Genomic DNA, 24625 nt, shown 5'->3' on the forward strand with positions numbered 1-24625 from the left:
GCGTCCCTACGGGGATTCGAACCCCGGTTACCGCCGTGAAAGGGCGATGTCCTAGGCCTCTAGACGATAGGGACGTTTCAGAGGTGGGCGTATATTAGGTCGATTTAATAAAAGTGTCAAATAGTTTTCTGAAGAAATATTAAAAAAAACAGCCAAGCGATTAAAAATAACTCAAATCGTAGAAAATATATACGTTTAGCCTCCATTTTTCTGAAAAGGCTCAATAATTGCCTTTATAACCGAGGGGTGTTGTAGATACCCTAAAATCTCATGCGGCTGGTTAGCGAAAGTATAAATTTTCTGATTAATAATAGGCGGCTCAAAATTAAATGGAGCCTCGCATAATGGAAATGCGGTCAAAAAATCATCTTGTGAGTAAAAATTAAACCAATCACCATGGATACAGGGTGGTCTAGAAATTGGACTGGCAAGCTTGCTTTGAATCACGCGAAAAGATAAAGGAGAAGCTAGCGTTATAAATCGTTTAATCGAAAACTGATAAGTAGGGTCCGAAAGAAGGTTAAAAGCAATAACCGAGCCGAGAGAATGAGCAACGATAATATAATCTTCGTCTTCTCGCATTTTCTTTAAAATCCGCTCATTCACTTCCTGCATAAACTCAGGATTAGACAAATACATATATGTTTCAATTAAAAACTGCTGGATCAAACTTTCATGCAATTTAGGGAAGTTATTTAAAAGTACGACTAGCTCTTTGAGTACGCGGTCTTTTACAAGCTGAGAAGTGAGATAAAGTCGTTCCGAAAAGCTTTTTTCAGCTGGATCTGTTGCTGGAGGTAATAAGGGAACAAATGGGGTGTGTTCTTTAGCTGGGGGATTGTTGTGATGGAAGTGAATGGGCAAATAATTATTTAAAAATGATTTAGGTAATAACGTATTAAGGTCTAATTGATTGCTTAATTGATATTTAGTCATTAGGTCGCCATAAAACGGCATATGAATATGAAGATCGCGGACATTAATTTTGCAAGGCATTTGTTTTAGGCCGAGCTTAAATACTTTTAACCAATGCTCTTTCAAGCGATGTGCTGTGTAGTTTTGTTGATTCATCCCGTGGATAAATATAATTTTCATTCTATACAAGATTTTGTTTTTAATATAAATTTCAATCTACAACGGTATCTTGTCGAAAACCAGTATGTAGGCAAAAAAAAGTGTAGCTTTTTGCTACACTTTTTTCACAACAATAAGTTTAGGCCTTATTGCGGTAAAAAATAAAATAACTGAGATAGCATAAAGCTGTGAAAATTAGACAGCCTACAAAACCGGCACGCATTTCAGGATCTGCTGCCATACTTAAACAAGTAATAAAACAGAAAACGAAACCTAAAATTGGCACAATAGGGAATAGAGGGGCAGCATATTGTAAGTCTTTAACCGTATGGCCTGATCGATACCATTGGCGACGGAAATTGAACTGACTTAAACAAATACTCATCCATACAATGACCATAGTAAAAGCCGCAACACCAAGCAGATTTTTAAAAATAGTCTCTGGTGCAAATTGCTCTGATAACAAACCCGGAATGGCACCGAACATCGTTACCACTAGAGCTACAATCGGTGTTCCACTTTTTGATAGAGTGGCAAATACGCTAGGCAGTAATTTTTGTTCCGACAGTGACCACATCATACGTGAAGCAGCATAAAGTCCAGAGTTTGCTGCCGAAAGCAGAGCTGTAATAATTACAAACCTAATAATATCATCCGCATATGGAATGCCAATATAATTAAATACAGTAACGAAAGGGCTGCTACTTACGCCGTCACCGCCTAAGCCAGCAAGTTGGAAAGGAAGTAAGGCACTAATAACAATGATGGTACCTACAAAGAAAATAAGTAGACGCCAGATTGCAGCATTAATTGCTTTTGGAACATTTTGAGCCGGATCTTTTGTTTCACCTGCTGCTACACCAATTAATTCGGTTCCTGAGAAAGCAAAATTAACAATTAACATGGTTGTAAAAATAGGAATTAAACCATGAGGGAACCAGCCTTGAGCTGTCAGATTGCTAAATAGAGGAGCAGTTTGGGAACCATGGAATGGAATTAAACCAAAAATTGCTAATAAGCCCAGCACAATAAAGGCAATGACGGTAACGACTTTAACAAGGGCCAGCCAGAATTCAGATTCAGCGAAAATACGAGTTGAACTAATATTTAAGCCAAAAATAGTAACCGCAAAAATAATTGTCCAAATCCACATTGAAATATGCGGGAACCATTCTTGCATGAGTAGAGCAGCGGCTGTGAATTCGGTTCCAAGCGTTGCCGTCCAAGTTAGCCAGTACATCCAAGAAATCATGTAGCCCGTACTTGGACTAATATATTTTTTGGCATATGCACCGAAAGAACCTGAAACAGGCATGTGTACAGCGAGTTCTCCTAGGCAGAGCATAACCATGTAAGCGATCGCGCCACCAAGAATATAGGCAATAATTGCGCCAATAGCTCCAGTTTGTGAAATGACTTCCCCTGAACCTAAAAATAGACCAGTTCCGATCGCTCCGCCCAGTGATAACATCACAAGATGGCGAGTACTCATGGCTCTTTTTAAAGGTGCAGTACTGTTCTGATGCTGATGAGCATCTAGTTGATTGTCAGATGGCTGCATATTACACATTGAGAGAATTAAGAAAGACGCTATTTTAGATAAAATAGACAAATGTGCAATCTAGAAAGAGATAAAGAATAAACAGTAAGGTGACGATAGAGTCTTTTAATAATTATTAAAGCAGAATATGGCGTCCCTACGGGGATTCGAACCCCGGTTACCGCCGTGAAAGGGCGATGTCCTAGGCCTCTAGACGATAGGGACTTGATGAGGCAAACACAAAGGAGCGTGGTGGAGTCAAGCGGGATCGAACCGCTGACCTCTACAATGCCATTGTAGCGCTCTACCAACTGAGCTATGACCCCAGTTTGTGTGAGCGCAATCTTAGGGTGAATGCGCTCACACGTCAACAAAAAAATGAATTAAACTTCGCTAGTTGCGTCATTTTTCGGCAATTTTAAGCTCTCATTGAGTTTTTCCCAATTTTTAACTTCTTTCTTACTTGGTGCACCCACAATTTCTAGGGCATGACGTAAGCGAGCGAAAGTTAAATCAGGTCCAAGCGTAACCATTGACTGCATAACTGGTGTTGAGCTCGTTGAACCGGCAATTGCAATAAAGAACGCTGGCATAAAATCACGTAATTTAATGCCCATCTGATTTGCAAGATCCATTAGGATTTGGCTAACGGTGTCATTATTCCAAGTAAATTGGCCTTCAAGACGCCAAATTGCAAATTGCAAACTTTGACGAACTTGCTCTTGAGTCAATTTTTTACTTTCAAACATTTCTGCTGTGATTTGTGGCATATGGTTGAAATAGAAACCAGCCCAATTCACAGCTTCTGAAAGTAAATTAATACGTGGTTGAATAGCGGCAGCAATGTCTTCTAAAGTGCTGCGGTCACTTTTCCATGTTAATAAGCGGTCTAATAATTGACCTGGAGTTAACCCTTTGATCCATTGACCGTTAAGCCAGTTCAATTTTTCAACGTCAAAAATTGGTCCGCCTAGTGATACACGTTGAATGTCAAAGTTATCCATCATGTCTTGTAATGTGAAAACTTCTCTTTCATCTGGCATTGACCAACCCATACGGCCTAAATAATTTAACAAGGCTTCTGGTAATACACCGATATCGCGGTAGTAGTTAATTGATGTTGGGTTTTTACGTTTAGATAGTTTTGATTTATCTGGGTTTCGCAACAATGGCATGTGACAAAGTGTTGGCATTTCCCAACCAAAATATTGGTAAAGCAATTGATGCTTTGGTGCAGATGGAAGCCATTCTTCACCACGCAATACATGAGTGATTTCCATTAAATGGTCATCAACAACGTTAGCTAAATGGTAAGTTGGTAAGCCATCTGTTTTAAGAAGAACTTGCATATCGACTTGTGCCCAAGGAATTTCAACCTCTCCACGGAGCAAGTCATTAAATTTACAAACACCTTCTTCAGGCACTTTCATACGAATGACATGAGGTTCACCCGCTTCAAGACGGCGAGTCACTTCTTCTTGGGAAAGCTTTAAGCCGCGGCCATCATATTTTGGTGTTTCGCCACGTGCTTGTTGTTCCGCACGCATCTGGTCAAGTTCTTCTGCTGTTGCAAAACAGTAAAAAGCATGACCTTTTTCAACAAGTTCTAATGCGTATTGCTTATAAATTCCCATACGTTCAGATTGACGATATGGTGCATGCGGACCACCTACATCTGGACCTTCAGACCAATTCAAACCTAACCAACGTAATGAATCCAAAATCATTTTTTCAGATTCTGGTGTAGAACGAAGTTGGTCTGTATCTTCAATCCTTAAAATAAATTCTCCACCATGTTGTTTTGCAAAACACATGTTAAATAAAGCAATGTAAGCTGTGCCGACATGAGGAAAACCGGTAGGGGAAGGTGCAATACGAGTACGAACTTTCATAGATAAAGGGTCAGAATAAAAATTGAAACTATTATAACGAAAAAGCCCAGTATTCTGACGTTTTATTTAACGTCAGTCTGGGCTAAAACTGAAACGAAGAGGGGGTGTTTCAGATTTTAAGAAGCATGCGGCTGAAAGATTGCCTGAACAAAACGTGAAAAACGCTCATGTTGTGCAGCTAGAAAATTTTGAGTTGGTGTAACGCGAATCGTATTTAGAACTTTAAGTTCATCATTTGTAGACGGTAACACAATAGGGTTGCGTTTTTGTTGATCTAAAGCTTTTTCAATAAGTGAAGTTTGCTTATCTGAACCAGTTTTATTTGGAGTATCTTTAAGTACTGCTGCTGCAGAGAACTGTGATGCCAAACCCAGCACCAAACTTAAGCTTAACGCTTTTCCATAATGAATTTTCATTGTAAATCATCCCCTCTGTTCATTACATTTCATCTATTTTTTGAGTTTAACAAAATGTAAAATTACGGTAATACTACGATTTAAACATAAATCTTAATAAAAAAGTTGAACTGTGTCACAATTTTTACAAAATTTACCTATATTTTAATCTGGTCGACTTAAATGTAAACCATATGTATCCTTTGCACTTCATTATTTATCAAATTAATGTGTAGATAAAGTGAAGGTCCTAAATAAGTTGTAAGAATAATTACAAAATTTTTCAAAAATGAATAACTCAGACTTTCTAAAGTATATCTTTAAAAAAGATTAGTAATAAAGATATAAATATAAGTAATTGATTGTAAAAAATAAAATTAAAAATATAGTAAAACTAAAATGAATGATGGATTTTGTAAATGAAAAAAATATCAATAATGGCTGTCGCTTTGTATATGGGAATGGCGGTAACAGCAGCTCAAGCAGCTACTTCTTTTTTAAATGTCTCTTATGACCCGACGCGGGAGTTTTATCAAGAATATAATCAGGCTTTTGGTAAGTTTTGGAAACAGCGGACAGGGCAAGATGTTGAATTTAAACAATCACATGGGGGATCTGGTAAGCAGGCTCGTGCAGTAGCAACAGGGCTTGAGGCTGATGTAGTAACGTTAGCACTTGCGAATGACATTGACGAGATTGTGAAAGCTGGTTTTATTCAACCAAATTGGCAAAAAGGATTTCCAAATAACTCGGCGCCCTATACTTCAAGTGTCGTATTTTTAGTGCGAAAGGGTAATCCAAAAAACATACGCGACTGGAATGATTTAACAAAACCGGGAATAGAAATTATTACACCTAACCCTAAAACAGGTGGCGCACCGCGTTGGATTTATCTATCTGCGTGGGGATATGCTTTAAAACAGCCGGGTGGAAATGATGCTAAAGCTCGTGAGCTGGTTAAAAAGCTTTATCACAATGTGAAAGTGCTTGATTCAGGAGCACGTGGTTCACTTACAACATTTGCTGAACGTGGCATTGGTGATGTTTTATTGTCTTGGGAAAATGAAGCATTATTGGCAACTAAAGGACTAGATAAAGATAAATATGAAATTGTTTATCCATCAATTTCGATTTTAGCTGAACCATCTGTCGCAATTGTAGATAAAACAGTAGATAAAAATGGAAACCGGACCTTGGCAAAAGGTTATCTGAACTTTTTATATTCACCTTTAGGCCAAGAATTGGCTGCTAAACATTATTTCCGACCGCGTAATGCTCAAGTGGCTGCGAAATATGCAGCGCAATTCCCAAAAATTAAATTATTTACCATTAATGATGTATTCGGTGGCTGGGCTAAAGCACAGAAAACTCACTTTGCAAATGGCGCTATTTTTGATCAAATTTATGGTGGCAAACAGTAAATAGAATGTTTAAAAAACAGTAGTCCAAAAGAAAAGTTAAAAGCTAAATATTTATAAAGAAAGTAAGCAAACTTAAAAAAGTGGGCTTGCTTTCTTTTTTTGCTTAAAAAATGCTAATAAAACGGTTTTATCTATGAAAAATTAATATTTTCCTACAAAAAGCCGTTTGGTGTTGGACATAAACAAGGTGATAATGTGCAGTTACATTTTTACGCAATGATTTAACACCTATGTCGCATATTTCTGTCTTACTTTTTGAGACCGTTGAGAGCTTATTGGCAGATCGCACAACAGGGGTGTATATCGATGCAACCTTCGGACGAGGTGGGCATACACGTTTATTGCTCTCGAAACTTGATGAAAATGCACGAGTGTATGCATTTGATAAAGACCCTCAAGCTTTGGAAGTTGCGGCTGCTTTGGCACAAGAAGATCCAAGATTTACTATTATTCATGCCAGTTTTGCTGATATTAAAGAAAAAATGCAGGAAATTGGTGTGATGAGTGTTGATGGCATTATGGCTGACTTAGGGGTGTCATCTCCTCAACTCGACCAAGCTGAGCGTGGTTTCAGTTTTATGCAAGATGGTCCGTTAGACATGCGTATGGATAACTCTAAAGGATTAACTGCGGCTGAGTGGTTGCTTGAAATTGAAGAAGAACAATTGGCAAATATTATTTATCAATATGGCGAAGAACGTTATAGTCGACGTATTGCAAAAGCTATTAAACTGGCTGGAAGACTCGACACGACAGCACAGTTGGCAGAACTTGTTAAAACAGCTCATCCAAAATGGGAAAAACATAAGCATCCAGCCACACGTACATTTCAGGCAATTCGTATTGCTATTAATAAAGAACTAGATGATATTGAAGTATTTTTACCACAAGCTGTAGACTTGCTAAAACCAAAAGGACGTTTGTCTGTGATTAGCTTTCATTCTCTTGAAGATCGCTTGATCAAACAATTTATTCAAAAAGAATCGACTTTGGCAGAAGATTTTGGCTGGGGGATGCCACAGCAACAGGTAGATACAAGAAGGTTAAAGAAAATTTCACGGGTTCGTGCGAGTGAAGAAGAAGTAAAAGCGAATCCTCGTTCACGTAGTGCATGGCTTCGGGTTGCTGAACGCTTGGAACAAAAAGGCGCGTAATGAAAAGCAGTGATGAAATTGAAACCACCGAAAATAAAGTGGTGAAAAAAGTTGTGGTATATACCGTACTAGTGGCACTTGTTTTTATTAGTGCCATGATGGTGGTATTTCAAGTATTTGAATATCGTCATGATTATAGAGAGCTTAGCTCTTATATGCGTGAGCGTGATGATCTCAATGCTGAATGGGGGCGTTTGCTTATTGAGCAACAAACCTTCGGTGCAACAGCACAGATTGGTACGCGTGCTGTAACCCAACTACGGATGTTTTCGCCACCTGCTGCAGAAACGGTGGTAATTTCTTTACCGATGACCTCAGAGCAAAATAAGTAAGGCCTTGCTGTATGGTAGATAAGCGAACAAAGCAAACACGGAAAAAACAGCAGTCTATTTCGGAAAAACCAACTCTTGCCTTTGATATGTGGCGGTTTTATCTGCTCTGGGCAACAGTACTGCTCTGTTTTGTTGTATTAATTGCACGTGCATTTTATGTGCAAGTCATTAATAAAGACTTTTTACAAAACAAGGCCAATGCCAATATTTTGCGTACGGAACGTATTGAGGCAATGCGTGGGGTGATTAGCGATCGCCATGGCGTGCCTTTAGCGATCAGCACTCCGATCATGAAAATCGTAATGGATCCGCGTGATTATTTTGATACTAAGCATTTATATGACGAAATTACGGCAGAATTAAAGAAAGATCCGAATAATCGTAAGTTAAAACGCCAATTACCAGATAAAAACCTGAATCTTGATGAATTGGCTGATGTGGTTGGCTTAGACCGTGCTGATCTTAAGAAACAGATGAATGCACGTCCACGTTCTCGTTATTTAGTTTTGAAAAAAGAAGTGCCACCACAACAGGCAGATCTGATTACAAAGGGTAACTTCCAAGGCGTTTATGCCGAGAAAACGTATAAACGTTATTATCCTCAACCGCAGCCAAATGCTCAGATTATTGGTCTAACAAATAGTGAAGGCCAAGGGATTGAAGGCTTGGAAATGCAGTTGAATAAACAATTGTCAGGTGTGGATGGTGAGCAAAAAATTATTCGTGATAAACGTGGTAACCGCTTAAAAGTTTCAGAGGTTATTCGTGAAGGTGAGCCAGGCGAAAACATCACTTTAAGTATCGACTCTCGTTTGCAATATATTATGTATCGTGAGTTGACTGCTGCTGGCGTTGCAAATAATGCCCGTTCGGCAACAGCAATTGCTGTAGATGTTAAAACAGGTGAAATTCTGGCAATGACCAGTTGGCCATCTTATAACCCGAATGATAAAAACGGCTTATCTAATAAAGATGCTATGCGTAACCGCGGTGCGATTGATATGTTCGAACCAGGTTCTACCATGAAGCCTTTTACGATTTCTGCTGCGCTCGAAACTGGAAAATACACTCCAAATACGATTGTCAACACTTCACCTGGTTCAATGCGTTTAGGTTGGCATACCATTCGCGATACACATAACTATGGCGCTTTGACGGTTAGTGGCGTAATTATCAAGTCATCAAACGTAGGTTCGGCAAAAATTGCGTTATCACTTCCTAAGGAAACATTACCGAGCTTCTTTAATCGTGCTGGCTTTGGTAAACGTTCTGCTGTGAAGTTCCCTGGCGAAAGCTCTGGTTTAGTGCTTCCCGTAAGTAAATTAAACTCTTCTCAAATCGGTACTATGGCTTATGGTTATGGTCTAAATGCAACTATTCTCCAGTTGGCGCAAGGCTATGCAATGCTTGCAAACCATGGGGTGAAAATGCCTTTAAGCCTACATAAGCTCGATCAAGCACCGAAAGGTGAGCAAGTTCTTGCTCCAAAAATTGCTGATCAGGTTTTGCTTATGCTCGAGCAAGTAACTATGCCGGGTGGTACTGCCAAACAAGCTAATATCCCAGGTTATCGTGTTGGCGGTAAAACAGGTACGGCTCATAAACTTCGTGCAGACCGCAAAGGTTATTCAAATAATGAATACCGTGCTTTATTTGCAGGTGTAGCTCCGATTAGCGATCCTCGTTTAGCAGTTATTGTCGTTGTTGAAAATCCACAAGGTCGTTATTACGGTGGTTTGGTGGCGGCCCCTGTTTTTGCACGCATTATGCAAGAATCATTGCGTTTAATGAATGTGCCGCTTGATAAGCCCCTTGATACTTCAGTAAATCCTATTCGCAGGTAAGCTATGTCTGTTTCTTTTCAAGAAATTAATCCAGTCGAGATTGATGCACACTGGTCTAAGCAGCCTTTTCAGGGTTTTAGCTTAGACAGCCGTAAGGTTGAGTCAGGCCAGATCTTTATCGCTTTGACCAGTTATAGCCAACCTGAAAAAACGCGTACCTTTGCTGAGTCGGCTTTAGCGAATGGTGCGCTTGCCATCATTAGTGAGACTGAGCTGGGTGTGGCAAATGAGTGGGTGTGTCCTGATGTACGTCAACTTATGGGCGAATGGCAAGAGCGTTATTTACAGCGTATAGATCCTGTGACGCCAGCACGTATTATTGCCGTGACTGGTACAAATGGTAAGACCACAATTTCGCGTCTAGTGGCTGAATTAATTAGCTCACAACAACAGCGTTGTGCCGTGATGGGTACTACAGGTAATGGTATTTTGCCAGACTTAACGCCATCAACTCATACTACGCTTGATGCTTTACACCTACAAAATGCATTGCATGATTATGCTAAACAAGGTGCGACTTTTGCTTCTTTAGAGGCAAGTTCACATGGTTTAGAGCAGGGACGTTTAAATGGCTGTGCTATTGAGATTGCCGTTTATAGTAATTTGAGTCGTGATCATCTGGATTATCATGGAACTTTAGAAGCTTACGCAGAAGCAAAGGCTCTTTTATTCCGTTTCAATTCTTTAAAAGTAGCTGTTATTAATTTAGATGATGAGCATGCTGCTCTCATGATAAATGCAGCAAAGCAAAATCCTGCTCAACCAAAAATTTTAACGTATTCACTTACTCAAAATACTGCCGATTATTATATTACTGACCTAAGTTATAGTTTAGCTGGGGCAACATTTAATTTAGTGAGTCCGCATGGTTCTTTTGCGGTACAAAGTCCATTATTGGGGCATTTTAATGTTGAAAACTTGGTTGCAGCCCTCATCGCTGCTGAACAAGCGGGTTTTGATTTAAAAGCACTAGTCGCTTTCGTTCCTCAACTGATTGGTGCGCCAGGCAGAATGCAGGTCATTCGCGATGGTGATCGCTTATTTGTTGTTGATTATGCGCACACACCAGATGCATTAATTCAAGTACTTAAAACATTAAAACGCCATGTTTCGAATCAACTTTGGGCAGTATTTGGATGTGGTGGAGACCGTGATCGCGGTAAGCGTCCACTTATGACTCAAGCAGCTTTAGATGGCGCAAACCCGATTATTTTGACTTCTGATAATCCACGAACAGAAGACCCTGAACAGATTTTTTCAGACATGAAACAAGAAATCGATTTTTCAGGGCACCGTATGCATGAAATTCATGACCGCCGTGAAGCAATCAAATTTGTTGCACAGCAGGCTCAGCCTGGCGACATCGTTGTGATTGCTGGTAAAGGACATGAAAATTATCAAGAAATTAATGGCGTGCGTCACTGGTTTGATGATGTTGTCGAAGTGCAATCAGCGATTGCTGCGCAATATCATACTGTAGACGCTGCTTACCCTGCACAATAGGACAAATTATGCATACTTCAACCACCAGTACCGTGCCTTTGGAACCGTGGACAGCTCAACAATTACAACAGGCAACACAGGGCTACTGGCATAAAGACCAGATCCCTCAAACTGAAATTAAACGTATTTTGACGGACTCGCGTCATGCGGAAACTGGGGATGCCTTTTTAGCGCTAAAAGGTGAGCGTTTCGATGCGCATGATTTTGTTGCGCAAGTTGCTGAAAATGGTTGTCAAATCGCCATTGTTGAACGTCCGCTAGATGTCGATATTGCTCAATTAGTCGTTGCCGACACCCGTTTGGCTTTAGGACAACTTGGCGCTTATCGCCGTGAGCAAAACCCACAATTAAAGGTAATTGCCTTGACGGGCAGTAGTGGTAAAACGACGACCAAAGAAATGTTGGGAAGTATATTGTCGCGCTTAGCATCGACATTAATTACCCGAGGCAATTTAAATAATGACCTTGGTGTCCCGATGATGTTGCTAGAGCTTCGCAAGGAACATCAATATGTGGTGATGGAGTTGGGTGCAAACCATCAAGGCGAGATTGATTACACCTCAAAACTTGTTCAGCCCCATGTTGCAGGTATTTTAAATATTGGTACAGCTCATCTAGGTGAATTTGGTGGGCGTGAAGGTATTTGCCGCGCTAAATCGGAAATTTATCACCATATTTTACCAAATGGCGTTGCAATTGTGCCGCAACAAGATGACTTTACTGCTGAAATTCTTGAAGCTGCAAGGTCGCATCGCATTTCTACATTTGGTGTAGGAGGCGATGTCTATGCAACAGATATTGAATTATTGCCTCAGTCAACGAATTTTAACCTTCATACACCGCAAGGTAGTAGTGCCGTTAAGCTTCCTTTTGCTGGCGAGCATAATGTTCAAAATGCGACCGCAGCCGTAGCTTTTGCTTTAGCACTTGGTATTGGACTAGAAGATATTGTTCAAGGTTTAGAGCAAGCTGAGGGAGCGAAAGGTCGTCTTAACTTTATTCAAAAGTCACCTTACTTATTTATTGATGATACCTACAATGCCAATCCGACTTCTATGCGCGCTGCTGCACAAGTGTTGTTGCAGCAACAAGGCGTAAAAGTGATGGTCATCGGGGATATTGGTGAGTTAGGTGATAGCAGTTGGCAAGAGCATCATGATTTAGGGCGTGATCTCGCCGAGCTTCCTTTAGACCATATTATTGCGGTTGGGCAGTTTGCTCCAGCTGCTCTCGAGGGTGCAGGCTCTCATTCTAATAAAATGAAAGCATTTCAGACACAAGCTGAGGCGCTTCCATTTTTAATTAATCTAATCCAAACACATCAACCCCAGTCCATGAGTTTCCTGTTTAAAGGTTCTCGCTTTACTCATATGGAAACGTTGATGGCTGATTTGATGGAGAAACTTTAAATGCTGTTATGGTTGTTTGAACAACTTGCGGGCTATCACAGCTCGTTTCAGGTCGTTCGTTATTTAACATTACGTTCTTTACTCAGTGTATTAACTTCACTGACCATTGGTCTGGTCCTTGGGCCGATCATGATTCGTAAATTACAAGCGTTAAAATACGGTCAGGCAGTAAGTTCGTTTGCTCCTGAAAATCATGCTAAAAAAATGGGTACACCAACCATGGGCGGGATTTTAATTCTGCTTTCAATTGGTATTAGTACCTTGCTATGGGCTGATTTATCTAACCCTTATGTCTGGATTGTGCTTGGTGTAATGGTTGTGTTCGGTGCTGTAGGCTGGGCAGACGACTGGATTAAAATTCGCTATAAAGACAATGCGGGTTTACCTGCACGTAAGAAGTTTTTCTGGACTTCTGTTGCGTCCCTTGGGGCTGGTATTGCGTTGTATTTAATCGCAACTCAACAGTCCAATGCAGAACATACCGCAAACATGTTGGATTTATTGATTCCATTCTTTAAGAATCTTTCAATACCACTCTCAATTGTTCCGTTAGGTTTAGCGTTTATTGTGTTTACCTATCTGGTAATTAATGGTGCTTCTAACGCAGTTAACTTAACAGATGGTTTGGATGGCTTGGCAATCATGCCAGTGGTTATGGTAGCGACGGGCTTGGGCGTATTTGCTTACTTGTCTGGTGACATCCGTTTCGCTAACTACTTACATATTCCGTATGTGAAGTATACCTCTGAGCTTGTGGTAATCTGTTCTGCCATGATTGGTGCAGGTTTAGCATTCCTTTGGTATAACGCGCATCCTGCTCAAGTATTTATGGGTGATGTTGGCGCTTTAGCTTTGGGTGCGATGCTTGGAACAATTGCAGTTATGGTGCGCCAAGAAATCGTATTTGCAATTATGGGCGGTGTATTTGTAATGGAGGCAGTATCTGTATTCTTACAAATCGGCTCGTTGCGTATGCGTAATAAACGTGTGTTCTTAATGGCGCCGCTGCATCATCATTATGAAAAGCAGGGCTGGAAAGAAACGCAAGTCGTGATTCGTTTTTGGATTATTACAATTATATTAGTAGTTTTAGGTCTAATGACTTTAAAATTGCGATAGATCTTATTTTAGTGTCAATATAAAGCCAGTTCTACTGGCTTTTTTTATTGGAGAGGTGAATGACAAAAGTTGCTGGTCTAGACCAATTATCTGTGATTAATCAAAAAGTAGTTGGAGAGGACGAAGTATTACCTCAAGTTGTACTTAAAGATGGAAGTCAAGTTCAAACAGGAACTGTAGCGACAATGCTACACAATATTGAATTATATAATGCAGGGGAAAGAGGACAAATTGAGGAAGAATTGAAAATTGCAATTCCAACTTTGATCAAAGTAGGTCTGTTTGATTTATTTCAAGTAGATGAATGGATTAAGGGAACAAATACAGGTCGCACCTTTGTTGGTCTGCATGCAAAGGCTTATTTACAACAAAAAGAACAAGAGAATAATTAAAAGTGGCTAAGCAAATTTTAATGTGTCCAGTGTGTCGTCAGCCTCTAAATTTAACTGAAAGAACATGGCGATGTGAGCAAGGGCATAGTTACGATGTGGCTAAACAAGGCTATGTCAATTTACATGTTGTGCAACATAAACATAGTAAAAACCCAGGGGATACACCCGAGTCAGTAGATGCGCGCCGAGCTTTTTTACAAGGCGGTTACTATCAGCCATTACAGCAGGCTGTAGTCGATTTATTAAAGCAACTCGATGTAAAAGCGATACTCGATATTGGTTGTGGTGAGGGCTACTATACAAGTGCCATGCAGCAAGTCGTTGAGCACTGTGTTGGTGTTGATATTGCAAAAACTGCTGTACAGCGCGCGGCAAAGCTCAATCCTGAAGTAACTTGGGTTGTAGGAACAGGGGCGACTTTACCGGTGCTAGACCATAGCATGGATGCCTGCACCAGTTTATTTAGCCCGATTCCCCAAGCCGAAATTGCGCGTGTTTTAAAAGATGAGGGTTATTTAATAGTTGTTACGCCTGCCTCTGAACATTTGTACGCCATGCGTGAGGCTCTTTTTGAACAAGTGAACCCTCACACACCAGAAAAGTTTGTAGAGCAGTTGCAAGATTTGTTTGAGCTAAAACAAGAGCAAATTATTGATGCACCTTTTGTGCTTGAGCAGCAGGCTTTAAAAAATCTGATTGCTATGACGCCTTATGCTTACAAAGCTTCTCCTGAGCGCCGTTCACAGTTAGAGCAGCACTCACAATTAGAAGTAACAGCATCTTTTCAAATATATGTTTTTCAGAAGCGCAATAAAAAAGCCATCTGATGATCTATTTTTAAGAGCGCAAAAAAAAGAAGCCATCTGATGATGGCTTCTTTTTTTTGCTATTCAATCTGATTAATCAGATTTTCTAATTCATCTTTTTCACGCTTAGGCGCAGGCTCCTGTGAAGGTTTCATAGCAGGAGGCGCAGCCTTAGATGGAATAACAATTTCTTCGCCCGGTAAATCAGAGAAGTCATTGTCATTGCTCAGTTTTGGTTGCGGCGGTGCTGGACGGTAGAGCGGACGCGCTAATGGTGGAGCAGCACGATAAGTTTTCTTATCGCCTACTTCAGTAACGGTTTGTTGTTTGTCGCGAGAAATAGGGCCTTGAGCGTCTTTATCTAAACGAACCCAAGCTGCTGGCGTACCTTGCAATGCTTGACCCATAAAGTTAATCCAGATCGGCAATGCAGCAATACCACCATATTCACGGCGACCAAGTGTAGTCGGTTGGTCAAATCCAACCCATGCTACAGTCACTAACTTACCGTTGAAGCCTGCAAACCATGCATCTTTTGCATCATTCGTAGTACCTGTTTTACCACCTAAATCACTACGGCCAATTTTAAGCGCAGCACGACCTGTACCATGCTCGATTACGTCACGTAAGATATTCGCCATATCGTAAGCAGAACTTGATTTTAAAATACGTTGAGCTTGACGATATTGACTGTTGTTTTTATCAGTCTGTTTAAGATTAAGCTGCTTAGCGGCTTTTTCCTTCTGCTCTACGTCTTTATTCGTAACTTCGATGACTTCATCATCAGTCGTTGTAGTTTTTTGCTCATCACCTGTTGTGTCAGGTGCATTAATACATGGAATACATGCGTATTCCGGTTTGGCTTCATAAATAACTTTGCCGTAAGCATCTTCAATACGTTGAATGAAGTGCGGTTGTACACGATAGCCACCATTTGCAAACGCTGCATATCCAGTTGCCATTTGAATTGGTAATACTTGAGGCGTACCTAGTGCAATGGTGTAGTTACGTGGAATTTGATCTTCTTGTAAACCAAAATCCATAAATAATTGGCGAGTACGTTCAATCCCTACAGTTTGTAGAAGTCTTACTGATACGGTATTACGAGACAAATACAAAGCACGACGTAATGGAATCATACCTAGGTAACGCCCATCAGAGTTTCGTGGTGTCCATTTGCCAATCGTAATTGGGCTATCATTCACCATGCTATACGGGGTCATACCTCTTTCTAATGCTAAAGCATAGAGGAATGGCTTGATCGTAGAACCCGGTTGGCGCCAGCCTTGTAAGGCACGGTTAAATTTTGATTGGTAGAAGTTATAGCCACCTACAATTGCTTCAATTGAGCCATCATTTGGGTTAATTGCAATAAGTTGACCTTGAACTTTAGGAACCTGAACTAAAGACCATGCGGTTTTATTATCATTCGGGCGTAAACGAACAATATCTTTAACTTTTACAATTTGAGATGCGCGCGAAGGAGCACCACCTACACTATTTGCATTGCGATAGGGACGTGCCCATGACATGCCTGACCACTGAACAGTAACGGTTGAGCCATCTTGCATTAATGCTTCAAAAGAGCTGCTATTTACCTTAGTAACTTGCGCAGGATAAGTGTTGGCATATGCTCTAAATTCACTTAATGGTTTGTCATGCGCTTCTGCACCACGCCAGCCATGACGACGGTCATAAGCTTCAAGACCATCTTGCACAGATTTTTCTGCAATCGCTTGGCGTTTAGCATTAATCGTTGTGTAGACTTTATAACCAGAATCAATCGCTTGTTCACCAAAGTGCTTTACAAGTTCTGAACGAACCATTTCACCAGCGTACGGGTGAATATTATTTAAATCTCGATTGGGCATGTTCAGGTTAATCGGTTCTGCTACACCTTTTTGATATTCTGCTTGAGTAATATAACCCAGTTGTAACATACGACCCAAAATCCAGTTACGTCGTTCGAGTGCACGTTCCGGATTAACCACTGGGTTGTATTTAGATGGTGCTTTTGGCAAACCAGCGATCATTGCCATTTGGGCAACACTCAGTTCATTAATACTTTTGTTGTAATAAATCTTGGCTGCTGCCGCGATACCATACGCATTTTTGCCTAAGAAGATTTTATTCACATAGAGACTGAGAATTTCTTCTTTAGATAAATTCTGCTCAATTTTTCGAGCCAAAAAGATCTCGGTTATTTTACGTTTTAGGGTTCTTTCTGGACTCAAATAATAGTTCTTTGCAACTTGCATGGTGATCGTTGAACCACCAGTTTGCACATCTGAACCTGTCACACTTTCACTTAAAGCACGACCTAAGCCTTTAAAACTGATCCCGCTATGTTCAAAGAAAGAAGAATCTTCTGCTGCTAAAAATGCATGAATAAAAGCAGGAGGAATTTGTTTGTATTCAACTGGAATAGAAAGCTTACCACCATACTCGGCAATCAGTTGATTATCCGAGGTATAGACCTGTAGCGGTTTTAAAAGCGGAGCTTTTTTTAGTGAACTCATTTCAGGGAGCGATGGGGCGATATAGAGATACATGCCATAAAAGCCCATCGGAAGTGAGACTAAGATAATAATAATGATCAAAAAAATTGGACGCACGAAGCCCAAACTGGATAGCTTTTTCATGATAAGTAAGCTTTAATAAGATCGAATACAAACTAATTGTGGTCAGTATAGCCTTTAGACATGCGGATTGTTAGATGAGATATTGTATCCGTGTAAAAATAAAGACCTAGATTATTGGTTTGTAATTTTTTTTGGGGATAAAAAAATAATAGGACAATAGTGTGCTCAGGTTATATCGTAAACCGAATAAGGGGTTAATGGGCGTCGATATTAGTTCGACTTCTGTTAAGTTGTTAGAGCTCTCTGTTAAGAACGGTAAATATTGGGTGGAAAGTTATGCTTTGACGCCTTTACCTGAGAACAGTGTAGTTGAAAAAAATATCTTAAATCCAGAAGCAGTTGCAGAAGCTTTGGAACGGGCGATGAATTTAGCAAATCCCCAAACCAGTAATGCTGCAATTGCTGTTCCGACATCGACGGTCATCCATAAGACCATCGAAATGGATGCAGATATGAACGATGATGAACGTGAAGTTCAGATTCGATTAGATGCGGAGCAATATATACCGTTCCCTTTGGATGAGGTGAGCCTTGATTTTGAGGTTTTACCAGATCGACTGCCAAATCCAAATCGTGTGAATGTACTTTTAGTCGCAACGCGCACAGAAAATGTTGAAACACGCGTAGAAGTACTGGAACTGGTAGATTTAACGCCTAAACTTGCTGATGTCGAGAGTTATGCTGTCGAGCGTGCTTTTAGTGTGTTTGCTGATAGCTTACCCATGGGTGCAAATACTATTGGTATTTTAGACATTGGCCATACCATGACCACATTATCGGTTATGCAAAATGGCAAAATCGTTTATACCCGTGAACAAGTCTTCGGTGGTAAACAGCTTACTCTCGAAATTCAAAGCCGTTATGGTTTGTCATTAGAAGAGGCGGGACGGGCTAAGAAAGAACGTTCTTTACCAGATGATTATGACATCGAAATCTTAGAGCCATTTTTAGATGCTGTAGTGCAGCAAGCGGCTAGATCGCTACAATTTTTCTTTTCTTCATCTCAATTCAATGAAATTGACCATATTTTGCTAGCAGGCGGGAATGCCAATATTCCAGGGCTAGCTAAATTGTTGCAACAAAAACTTGGTTACCGAGTCACTATTGCCAACCCGTTTTTACAAATGGGTTTTTCTCCTCAAGTCGACATTCAAAAAATTGAAAACGATGCCTCATCACTAATGGTGGCATGTGGCTTGGCTTTAAGGAGTTTTGATTAATGGCAACAATTAATTTACTTCCTTGGCGTGATGGGCTTAGGGAGCAGCGTAAAAAACAATTTATTATTTTATGTTTTGGGGTCGTTGTTTTGGGGATAACCACTGTATTTTCCGAGTGGTTTTATTTGAATCAAAAATTAGATGATCAAGAACAAGCGAATCAGCTCATCATCAGTACAAACCAAAATCTAGATCAACAACTTAAAACCTTAAACGGTTTGCAAGAACAACGTGATGCCATTATTGAGCGTATGAAACTCATTCAAGGTTTGCAAAGTCAGCGTCCAGTCGTCGTGCGTTTGGTAGATGAATTGGTGCGCGTGACTCCGGCAGCTATGTATTTGACCAAATTCAGTCGAACTGGAGATAAATTTACCATTGAAGGTAAAGCAGAAAGTCCAAATACAGTTGCAGAGTTATTACGTAATCTTGAGGCATCTCCATGGTATCGCAATGCTTTTATGAATTCTTTCTTGGCGACTGAAGAGAAAAAAGATAAGGCTGTGAGTTCTTTGCTTCCCCGAGTGGAAGATAGCTATGGCAGTTTTGTCGTTACTGTTGATGTAGGGGAAATGGGAGTGACAGCAACAGATGATACTGCCAACTCATCTGTAAGTACGGATAAGGAGGTAGCAAAATGAGTCTTGATGAACTTCATGAGCTGTCTTTAGAACAAGCTCCATCTAAGAAAAAAAAGATTACCTTAGAAAAATTTCTTCAGCAATTTAACACACTCGATATGAACAGTTATGGTAGCTGGCCATTATCTGTGAAAATTACGTGCTGGATTTTTATTTTCTTTGCTGTATTGGCCTTGGGATATTTTGTTGCTATTCAGCCAAAGCTCCAAGCAATTGATAATGCTCAAGCACAAGAAAGTAATTTATTAAATGAGTTTCGAGAAAAAGATTCAAAATTACGTAACTTGCAGCAATATCAGCTTCAACTTCAAGAGATGCAAGCCAACTTTAATCAGCAGTTAGAACAATTGCCAAAGGAGACCGAAATTCCAAGTTTAGTTGAAGATATTAACTTAACAGGGGTGAATTCTGGTCTGAAGTTTAAAAATATCCGTTTAGAAGATGAAGTGAAGCAGGAAATTTTTATTGAACAGCCAATTACGATTGAGGCAACAGGCGATTATCACGCTTTTGGTGCTTTTGTCAGCAGTATTGCCGCATTACCGCGTATTGTAACCATGCACGATTTTGTCGTTGAAGCTGCTCCTGTTAAAGATAGTAAATCAGATATTCCTGTGCTTAATTATGCTATTAAAGCAAAAACTTATCGCTATATGGGAGCAAGTGAAAGCCAAAATAATAATGATTCACAAGGGATAAATGGTGAGAACCAAGCCAACACCTCCGATAGCCATAATGTAAATATTCCTTCTATCAAGAAGTCAAAGCGAAAGTAGGAGGATAATTAATGAAACTAAAGAAAATTTTACTTTCTCTGGGGATAGGCTTGGTTTTAGTTGGATGCGACTCAAGAATCGACGCCGTAAATCAGCAAATGGCCGATATACGTAATCAGCCACCACAAGCTATAGAACCTGCACCTTTTTTTACACCTGTGCCTCAGTTTAATTATGCAGCCCATCAGTTAAAGAGTCCTTTTTTACCAAGCTCACTTGCGGCTGAACTCAAAATTATGGCTGGAAAACAGGTATATCCGAATTTCTCCCGCGCACCTCAGCCACTCGAAAGCTATGCATTAGAATCCTTAAATATGAAAGGAAGTATGCGTAACAACCGCGGACAAGTCATGGCGCTTATTCAAACACCTGACCACCAAATTGAGCGTGTACAGGTGGGGAACTATATCGGAATGAATCAAGGCCGGATTACCCATATTGGTCCGACTCAGATTGATCTGGTGGAAATTGTTCCTGACGGACGAGAAGGCTATGTGGAGAGACCAAGAACCTTAGTGTTAATTGGACCTGCACCCTAAAATTTAGGGAATAACAAAGAAAAAGTATTTTTAAAGATTATTTAATTGGGGATGGTTAGACAATGAATCACGTATTCAGTCAGTTTTCTATGGGGGCTGTAGCGGTTGCAATTATGCAGGTTGCATCTGCACAGGTCAGCATGACCAACATAGCACCGACGCAAATAGCGGGTCAGGGTACGGAAATTCGAGTGATGTTTAATGGTTTGCCGCCGCAACCACAAGCATATCAACTTGAAAATCCTTCACGCTTAATTTTAGATTTTAATAAAGCGCAGCAGAATCTCACACAGACAAAAGTAGCGATTGGAACTAATGAGGCGAGCTCGGTCGATGTAAGCTCTGATGATCAGCGTTCACGTTTAACAGTAAATTTAAATGAGGCAGGTGCTTTTACTACTCGTATTGAAGGCAATACTTTTATTTTAAAAATTAATTCAGCTCAAGCTGTAGCGAAACCCGTACCAACAAGTGTCGTGCAACCCCAAGGTGTTTCAAATATTGGTTTCCAGCGCGGTAGTCAAGGTGAAGGCCTTATTGTTATTGACTTGCTGGGAAGTAATACCCCTGTTGATGTTCAACAACAAGGGAGTAAGGTCGTGGTGAGAACGTTAGGCTCTAAAATTCCCACACACTTAGCTAAACGCTTAAATGTAAATGATTTTGCTACGCCTGTTTCGACAATTGAATCTTATAATGAAAAAGGCAATGGCGTTATTACGATTCAAACTACTGGTAGCTATGAATATATGGCTTATCAGGCAGAAAATAAATTGACCATTAGCTTAAAGCGTCCGCAGGACAAAAATGTAACCTCTTTATATAAGACACCTAATTACTCTGGTAATAAGCTTTCTCTCGATTTTCAAGATATTGAAGTTCGTCGCGTTTTACAGTTACTGGCTGATTTTACTGGCATTAATATGGTTGCGGCTGACAGCGTTCAAGGTAATATTACTTTGCGTTTAAAAGATGTTCCGTGGGATCAAGCACTTGATATTATTTTAAAAACTAAAAATTTAGATAAACGCAGAAATGGAAATGTAATTTGGATTGCTCCAGTTACAGAATTGATTAAGGCTGAAGAAGAAGAGGCAAAAGCTGTTGCACAGAGTGTGAAATTAGCGCCATTGCAAACTGAGTATATTCAACTGAAATATGCACGAGCTCAAGATATTATGAGCTTAGTTACCAAAGGCTCAAACAATAGTAATGGTTTGCAGAGTACGTCTGGCGGGGGTACTTCAACCTCAACCAATTTAAATACTGGTGTTGATAGTTTAGGTAATAATGTAGGAAGTTTATTGAGTCCACGTGGAACAATTACCCAAGATGACCGTACCAATACCTTAATTATTAACGATACGGCTCAGTCGATTGATCAAATTCGCAAAATGATTGATCTTTTGGATGTACAAGTTAAACAGGTTATGGTTGAGGCACGTATTGTAAGAGCCTCTACTTCTTTTACTAAAGAACTCGGTGTTAAATGGGGCATATTATCGCAAGGGATTACTAATAATAATAATTTGTTAGTAGGTGGTAGTGAAACAACCTTGTGGAATTTACGAGAACCTAAAAAAGATGAAACCACAGGTGGTTATAAATATACGATTGAACGCCCAGACAATTTAAATGTCGATTTAGGGGTAACTAATCCAGCTGGAAGTATTGCCTTTGGTTTGATTAGTATGTCGGATTTTATGCTTGATCTCGAACTTTCTGCACTACAAGCTGATGGCTATGGTGAGGTGATTTCCACCCCTAAAGTGATGACCGCAGATAAACAACCTGCAAAAGTTGCAACAGGTCAACAGGTTCCATATCAAACCACGACGAATTCTGCTGCTGGAGCTACAGCAAGTACATCATTTAAAGATGCGCTTTTAAGTTTGGATGTTACTCCGAGCATTACGCCTGATGGTAAAATTCAAATGAAATTGGATATTTCAAAGGATTCTGTGGCTGGCGCGGCTCCTAATGGCGAGTTAATTTTAAATAAGAATCAGATTAATACTAATGTGCTCGTCAATAATGGTGAGACTGTTATTTTAGGAGGAGTATTTGAGCAGACAACTTCTAACTCACAAACCAAGGTTCCTTTCTTTGGAGACATTCCTGTCGTTGGACGTTTATTTAGAAAAGATGTGAAATCTGATGATAAGCAAGAGTTACTGATTTTCGTTACGCCACGAATTGTTAATGACACTTTGGTGAGAAATCATTAATATATTTTTTAATGAAAGCAATTGAAATAGGTGGCGCCTTGCCAAGCAAAGCGTTTGAAACCCTGCCAAATATTTATTTGGTAGGGCCCATGGGGGCAGGAAAAACAACCGTTGGACGTCATTTAGCCGAACTATTAGGGCGTGAATTTTTAGATAGTGATCATGAAATTGAACGCAAAACAGGCGCCACTATTCCCTGGATTTTTGAGAAAGAAGGGGAAATTGGATTTCGTACCCGTGAAACCGTAGTCATAAATGAGTTGACTTCCCGTAAGGCTTTGGTGTTAGCGACAGGAGGAGGGGCGATCACTCAAGCACCCAATCGCGAATTTCTAAAGCAACGTGGTATAGTTGTTTATCTGTACACCCCTGTAGAACTACAATTACAACGAACTTATCGCGATAAAAACAGACCGTTATTACAAGTTGAAAATCCTGAACAAAAATTACGAGATTTGTTAAAAATACGTGACCCTTTATATCGTGAAGTTGCTCATTACACGATTGAAACCAATCAGGGCGCTGCTCGTGATCTTGCTCAAAAGATTCTGCAACTTATTTTGTCCAACCCGCTAAAATAGCCAAACTTACTTGTGGTTTTATAAACTCATGCAAACTTTACATGTTGAATTAGGCGAACGCCGTTATCCTATTTTTATTGGCAGTCAACTTGATCCTAAGCAGTTGCTTGAGCCTTATCTTCATGGTCAACAGGTTATGATCGTGAGTAACGAAACGGTTGCTCCTTTATATTTATCTCACTATCAAGAAGCTTTAAAAAGTTTGGGTAAAACTGTAGCGACTTGTATTTTGCCTGATGGTGAAAAATATAAAGATATTCAGCATTTAAATTTGATTTTTGATGCATTACTTGAAGCTGGCTTTAATCGTGATTGTACGGTTTTAGCTTTAGGCGGTGGTGTTATTGGTGATATGGCTGGCTTTGCATCGGCATGTTTCCAGCGCGGTGTTTATTTTGTTCAGGTTCCAACTACGCTCCTTTCACAAGTAGATTCAAGTGTAGGCGGTAAAACTGGTATTAACCACCCACTCGGTAAAAATATGCTAGGTGCATTTCAGCAACCTCAAGTCGTTTTAGCTGATATGGCACAACTCAATACTTTACCTGATCGAGAGTTATCGGCTGGATTATCGGAAGTCATTAAATATGCTTTATTAGGCGACGCTGATTTTCTCGTTTGGTTAGAGCAGAATATGGATGGGTTGATTGGACGGGATGCTGAGCTTTTAGCGGAAGCTGTTTATCGTTCATGTGCTCATAAAGCGCGTATTGTGGCTAATGATGAAAAAGAGCAAGGCGAACGAGCTTTACTCAACTTGGGGCATACTTTCGGCCATGCAATTGAATCTTACTTGGGTTATGGCACTTGGTTACATGGTGAAGCAGTAGCAACAGGTATGGTAATGGCCGCTGATTTATCACAACGCTTAGGTTGGATTTCAAGCGATGATGTAGAGCGTACAAAAAAAATTATTCAACGCGCTAATTTGCCGATATCATGTCCAAAAATTCCATTGGATGAATTCCTTGGATATATGGCTCATGATAAAAAAGTCCTCAATGGTCAATTACGCTTAGTGTTGTTAAAGCAACTTGGTCAAGCAGTAATTACCAAAGACTTTGATGTCGAACTCATGAAACAAGCTATTTTGGCGAATCAACACGGATAATAAATT

General features: G+C 40.1%; 21 protein-coding genes and 3 tRNA genes. 16 read left to right on the top strand and 8 right to left on the bottom strand.

Translation table 11 applies throughout. From position 1 onward, the window contains the following. Position 1: 1 nt before the first annotated feature. The 7 genes from KTI78_RS11255 to KTI78_RS11285 all read right to left on the bottom strand — a co-directional run bounded on the left by KTI78_RS11255 (position 2) and on the right by KTI78_RS11285 (position 4922). A tRNA-Glu gene (locus KTI78_RS11255) sits at positions 2 to 74 on the bottom strand. A gap of 121 nt (positions 75 to 195) precedes the next feature. Next, the gene (locus KTI78_RS11260) at positions 196 to 1095 is read right to left on the bottom strand and encodes a hypothetical protein (RefSeq protein WP_262446159.1); all 900 of its coding nucleotides are present in this window, start codon (positions 1093 to 1095) and stop codon (positions 196 to 198) included. A 118-nt stretch (positions 1096 to 1213) separates the two neighbouring features. Further along, positions 1214 to 2635 (bottom strand): amino acid permease, encoded by a 1422-nt coding sequence (locus KTI78_RS11265; RefSeq protein ID WP_224992069.1) that lies wholly within the window; start codon positions 2633 to 2635, stop codon positions 1214 to 1216. Positions 2636 to 2763: 128 nt separating this feature from the next. Continuing rightward, positions 2764 to 2839: transfer RNA gene (locus tag KTI78_RS11270), tRNA-Glu, on the bottom strand. Positions 2840 to 2864: 25 nt separating this feature from the next. After that, positions 2865 to 2940, bottom strand: a tRNA-Ala gene (locus tag KTI78_RS11275). 57 nt (positions 2941 to 2997) lie between these two features. Next, positions 2998 to 4506, bottom strand: a complete 1509-nt coding sequence (gene gltX / locus KTI78_RS11280) for a glutamate--tRNA ligase (protein ID WP_262446160.1) — start codon at positions 4504 to 4506, stop codon at positions 2998 to 3000. 116 nt (positions 4507 to 4622) lie between these two features. Beyond that, positions 4623 to 4922: a hypothetical protein gene (locus KTI78_RS11285; protein WP_016142869.1), complete on the bottom strand. Its 300-nt coding sequence runs from the start codon at positions 4920 to 4922 to the stop codon at positions 4623 to 4625. Between the two features lie 398 nt (positions 4923 to 5320). Between KTI78_RS11285 and KTI78_RS11290 the strand changes: the two genes are divergently transcribed. The 9 genes from KTI78_RS11290 (at position 5321) to KTI78_RS11330 (ending at position 14902) form a co-directional block, all read left to right on the top strand. Further along, positions 5321 to 6322, top strand: coding sequence for a sulfate ABC transporter substrate-binding protein (locus KTI78_RS11290; RefSeq protein ID WP_262446162.1), 1002 nt, complete (start codon positions 5321 to 5323; stop codon positions 6320 to 6322). Positions 6323 to 6552: 230 nt separating this feature from the next. Continuing rightward, a complete protein-coding gene (rsmH, locus tag KTI78_RS11295; RefSeq protein WP_262446163.1) occupies positions 6553 to 7476 on the top strand; it encodes a 16S rRNA (cytosine(1402)-N(4))-methyltransferase RsmH in 924 nt (307 codons plus the stop codon). Next, complete coding sequence (gene ftsL / locus KTI78_RS11300) at positions 7476 to 7808, top strand: cell division protein FtsL (RefSeq protein WP_016142872.1); 333 nt, start codon at positions 7476 to 7478, stop codon at positions 7806 to 7808. The genes rsmH and ftsL overlap by 1 nt, the downstream gene beginning before the upstream one ends. Positions 7809 to 7819: 11 nt before the next feature. Beyond that, the gene (ftsI, locus tag KTI78_RS11305; RefSeq protein WP_016142873.1) at positions 7820 to 9652 is read left to right on the top strand and encodes a penicillin-binding protein PBP3; all 1833 of its coding nucleotides are present in this window, start codon (positions 7820 to 7822) and stop codon (positions 9650 to 9652) included. Positions 9653 to 9655: 3 nt separating this feature from the next. After that, positions 9656 to 11155: a UDP-N-acetylmuramoyl-L-alanyl-D-glutamate--2,6-diaminopimelate ligase gene (locus tag KTI78_RS11310; RefSeq protein ID WP_262446164.1), complete on the top strand. Its 1500-nt coding sequence runs from the start codon at positions 9656 to 9658 to the stop codon at positions 11153 to 11155. An 8-nt stretch (positions 11156 to 11163) separates the two neighbouring features. After that, positions 11164 to 12564, top strand: a complete 1401-nt coding sequence (murF, locus tag KTI78_RS11315; protein ID WP_262446165.1) for a UDP-N-acetylmuramoyl-tripeptide--D-alanyl-D-alanine ligase — start codon at positions 11164 to 11166, stop codon at positions 12562 to 12564. Beyond that, positions 12565 to 13683: a phospho-N-acetylmuramoyl-pentapeptide-transferase gene (gene mraY, locus KTI78_RS11320; RefSeq protein WP_002116751.1), complete on the top strand. Its 1119-nt coding sequence runs from the start codon at positions 12565 to 12567 to the stop codon at positions 13681 to 13683. 59 nt (positions 13684 to 13742) lie between these two features. Continuing rightward, positions 13743 to 14075 (top strand): hypothetical protein, encoded by a 333-nt coding sequence (locus tag KTI78_RS11325; RefSeq protein ID WP_262446167.1) that lies wholly within the window; start codon positions 13743 to 13745, stop codon positions 14073 to 14075. Positions 14076 to 14077: 2 nt separating this feature from the next. Further along, positions 14078 to 14902 (top strand): putative RNA methyltransferase, encoded by an 825-nt coding sequence (locus KTI78_RS11330; protein WP_016142877.1) that lies wholly within the window; start codon positions 14078 to 14080, stop codon positions 14900 to 14902. A gap of 59 nt (positions 14903 to 14961) precedes the next feature. Here the strand turns inward: KTI78_RS11330 and ponA are convergent, their stop codons facing one another. After that, positions 14962 to 17523, bottom strand: a complete 2562-nt coding sequence (gene ponA / locus KTI78_RS11335; protein WP_262446168.1) for a penicillin-binding protein PBP1a — start codon at positions 17521 to 17523, stop codon at positions 14962 to 14964. A gap of 161 nt (positions 17524 to 17684) precedes the next feature. Here ponA and KTI78_RS11340 point away from each other — a divergent pair, with 161 nt between their 5' ends. The 7 genes from KTI78_RS11340 (at position 17685) to aroB (ending at position 24619) form a co-directional block, all read left to right on the top strand. After that, positions 17685 to 18743, top strand: a complete 1059-nt coding sequence (locus KTI78_RS11340; RefSeq protein ID WP_224992062.1) for a pilus assembly protein PilM — start codon at positions 17685 to 17687, stop codon at positions 18741 to 18743. Beyond that, the gene (locus KTI78_RS11345) at positions 18743 to 19384 is read left to right on the top strand and encodes a PilN domain-containing protein (protein WP_262446169.1); all 642 of its coding nucleotides are present in this window, start codon (positions 18743 to 18745) and stop codon (positions 19382 to 19384) included. Before KTI78_RS11340 ends, KTI78_RS11345 begins: the two co-directional genes overlap by 1 nt. Further along, a complete protein-coding gene (locus KTI78_RS11350) occupies positions 19381 to 20160 on the top strand; it encodes a type 4a pilus biogenesis protein PilO (RefSeq protein ID WP_239975231.1) in 780 nt (259 codons plus the stop codon). The genes KTI78_RS11345 and KTI78_RS11350 overlap by 4 nt, the downstream gene beginning before the upstream one ends. A gap of 11 nt (positions 20161 to 20171) precedes the next feature. Continuing rightward, the gene (locus KTI78_RS11355) at positions 20172 to 20699 is read left to right on the top strand and encodes a pilus assembly protein PilP (protein ID WP_262446170.1); all 528 of its coding nucleotides are present in this window, start codon (positions 20172 to 20174) and stop codon (positions 20697 to 20699) included. 62 nt (positions 20700 to 20761) lie between these two features. Continuing rightward, complete coding sequence (pilQ, locus tag KTI78_RS11360) at positions 20762 to 22927, top strand: type IV pilus secretin PilQ family protein (RefSeq protein ID WP_262446171.1); 2166 nt, start codon at positions 20762 to 20764, stop codon at positions 22925 to 22927. 11 nt (positions 22928 to 22938) lie between these two features. Beyond that, positions 22939 to 23508, top strand: coding sequence for a shikimate kinase AroK (gene aroK / locus KTI78_RS11365; RefSeq protein ID WP_016142884.1), 570 nt, complete (start codon positions 22939 to 22941; stop codon positions 23506 to 23508). Between the two features lie 28 nt (positions 23509 to 23536). After that, on the top strand, positions 23537 to 24619 hold the full coding sequence (aroB, locus tag KTI78_RS11370) for a 3-dehydroquinate synthase (protein WP_016142885.1): 1083 nt from the start codon (positions 23537 to 23539) through the stop codon (positions 24617 to 24619). The last annotated feature ends 6 nt before the right edge of the window (positions 24620 to 24625 follow it).

The organism is Acinetobacter sp. WU_MDCI_Abxe161, from assembly GCF_025514355.1.
Taxonomy (GTDB): domain Bacteria; phylum Pseudomonadota; class Gammaproteobacteria; order Pseudomonadales; family Moraxellaceae; genus Acinetobacter; species Acinetobacter pittii_E.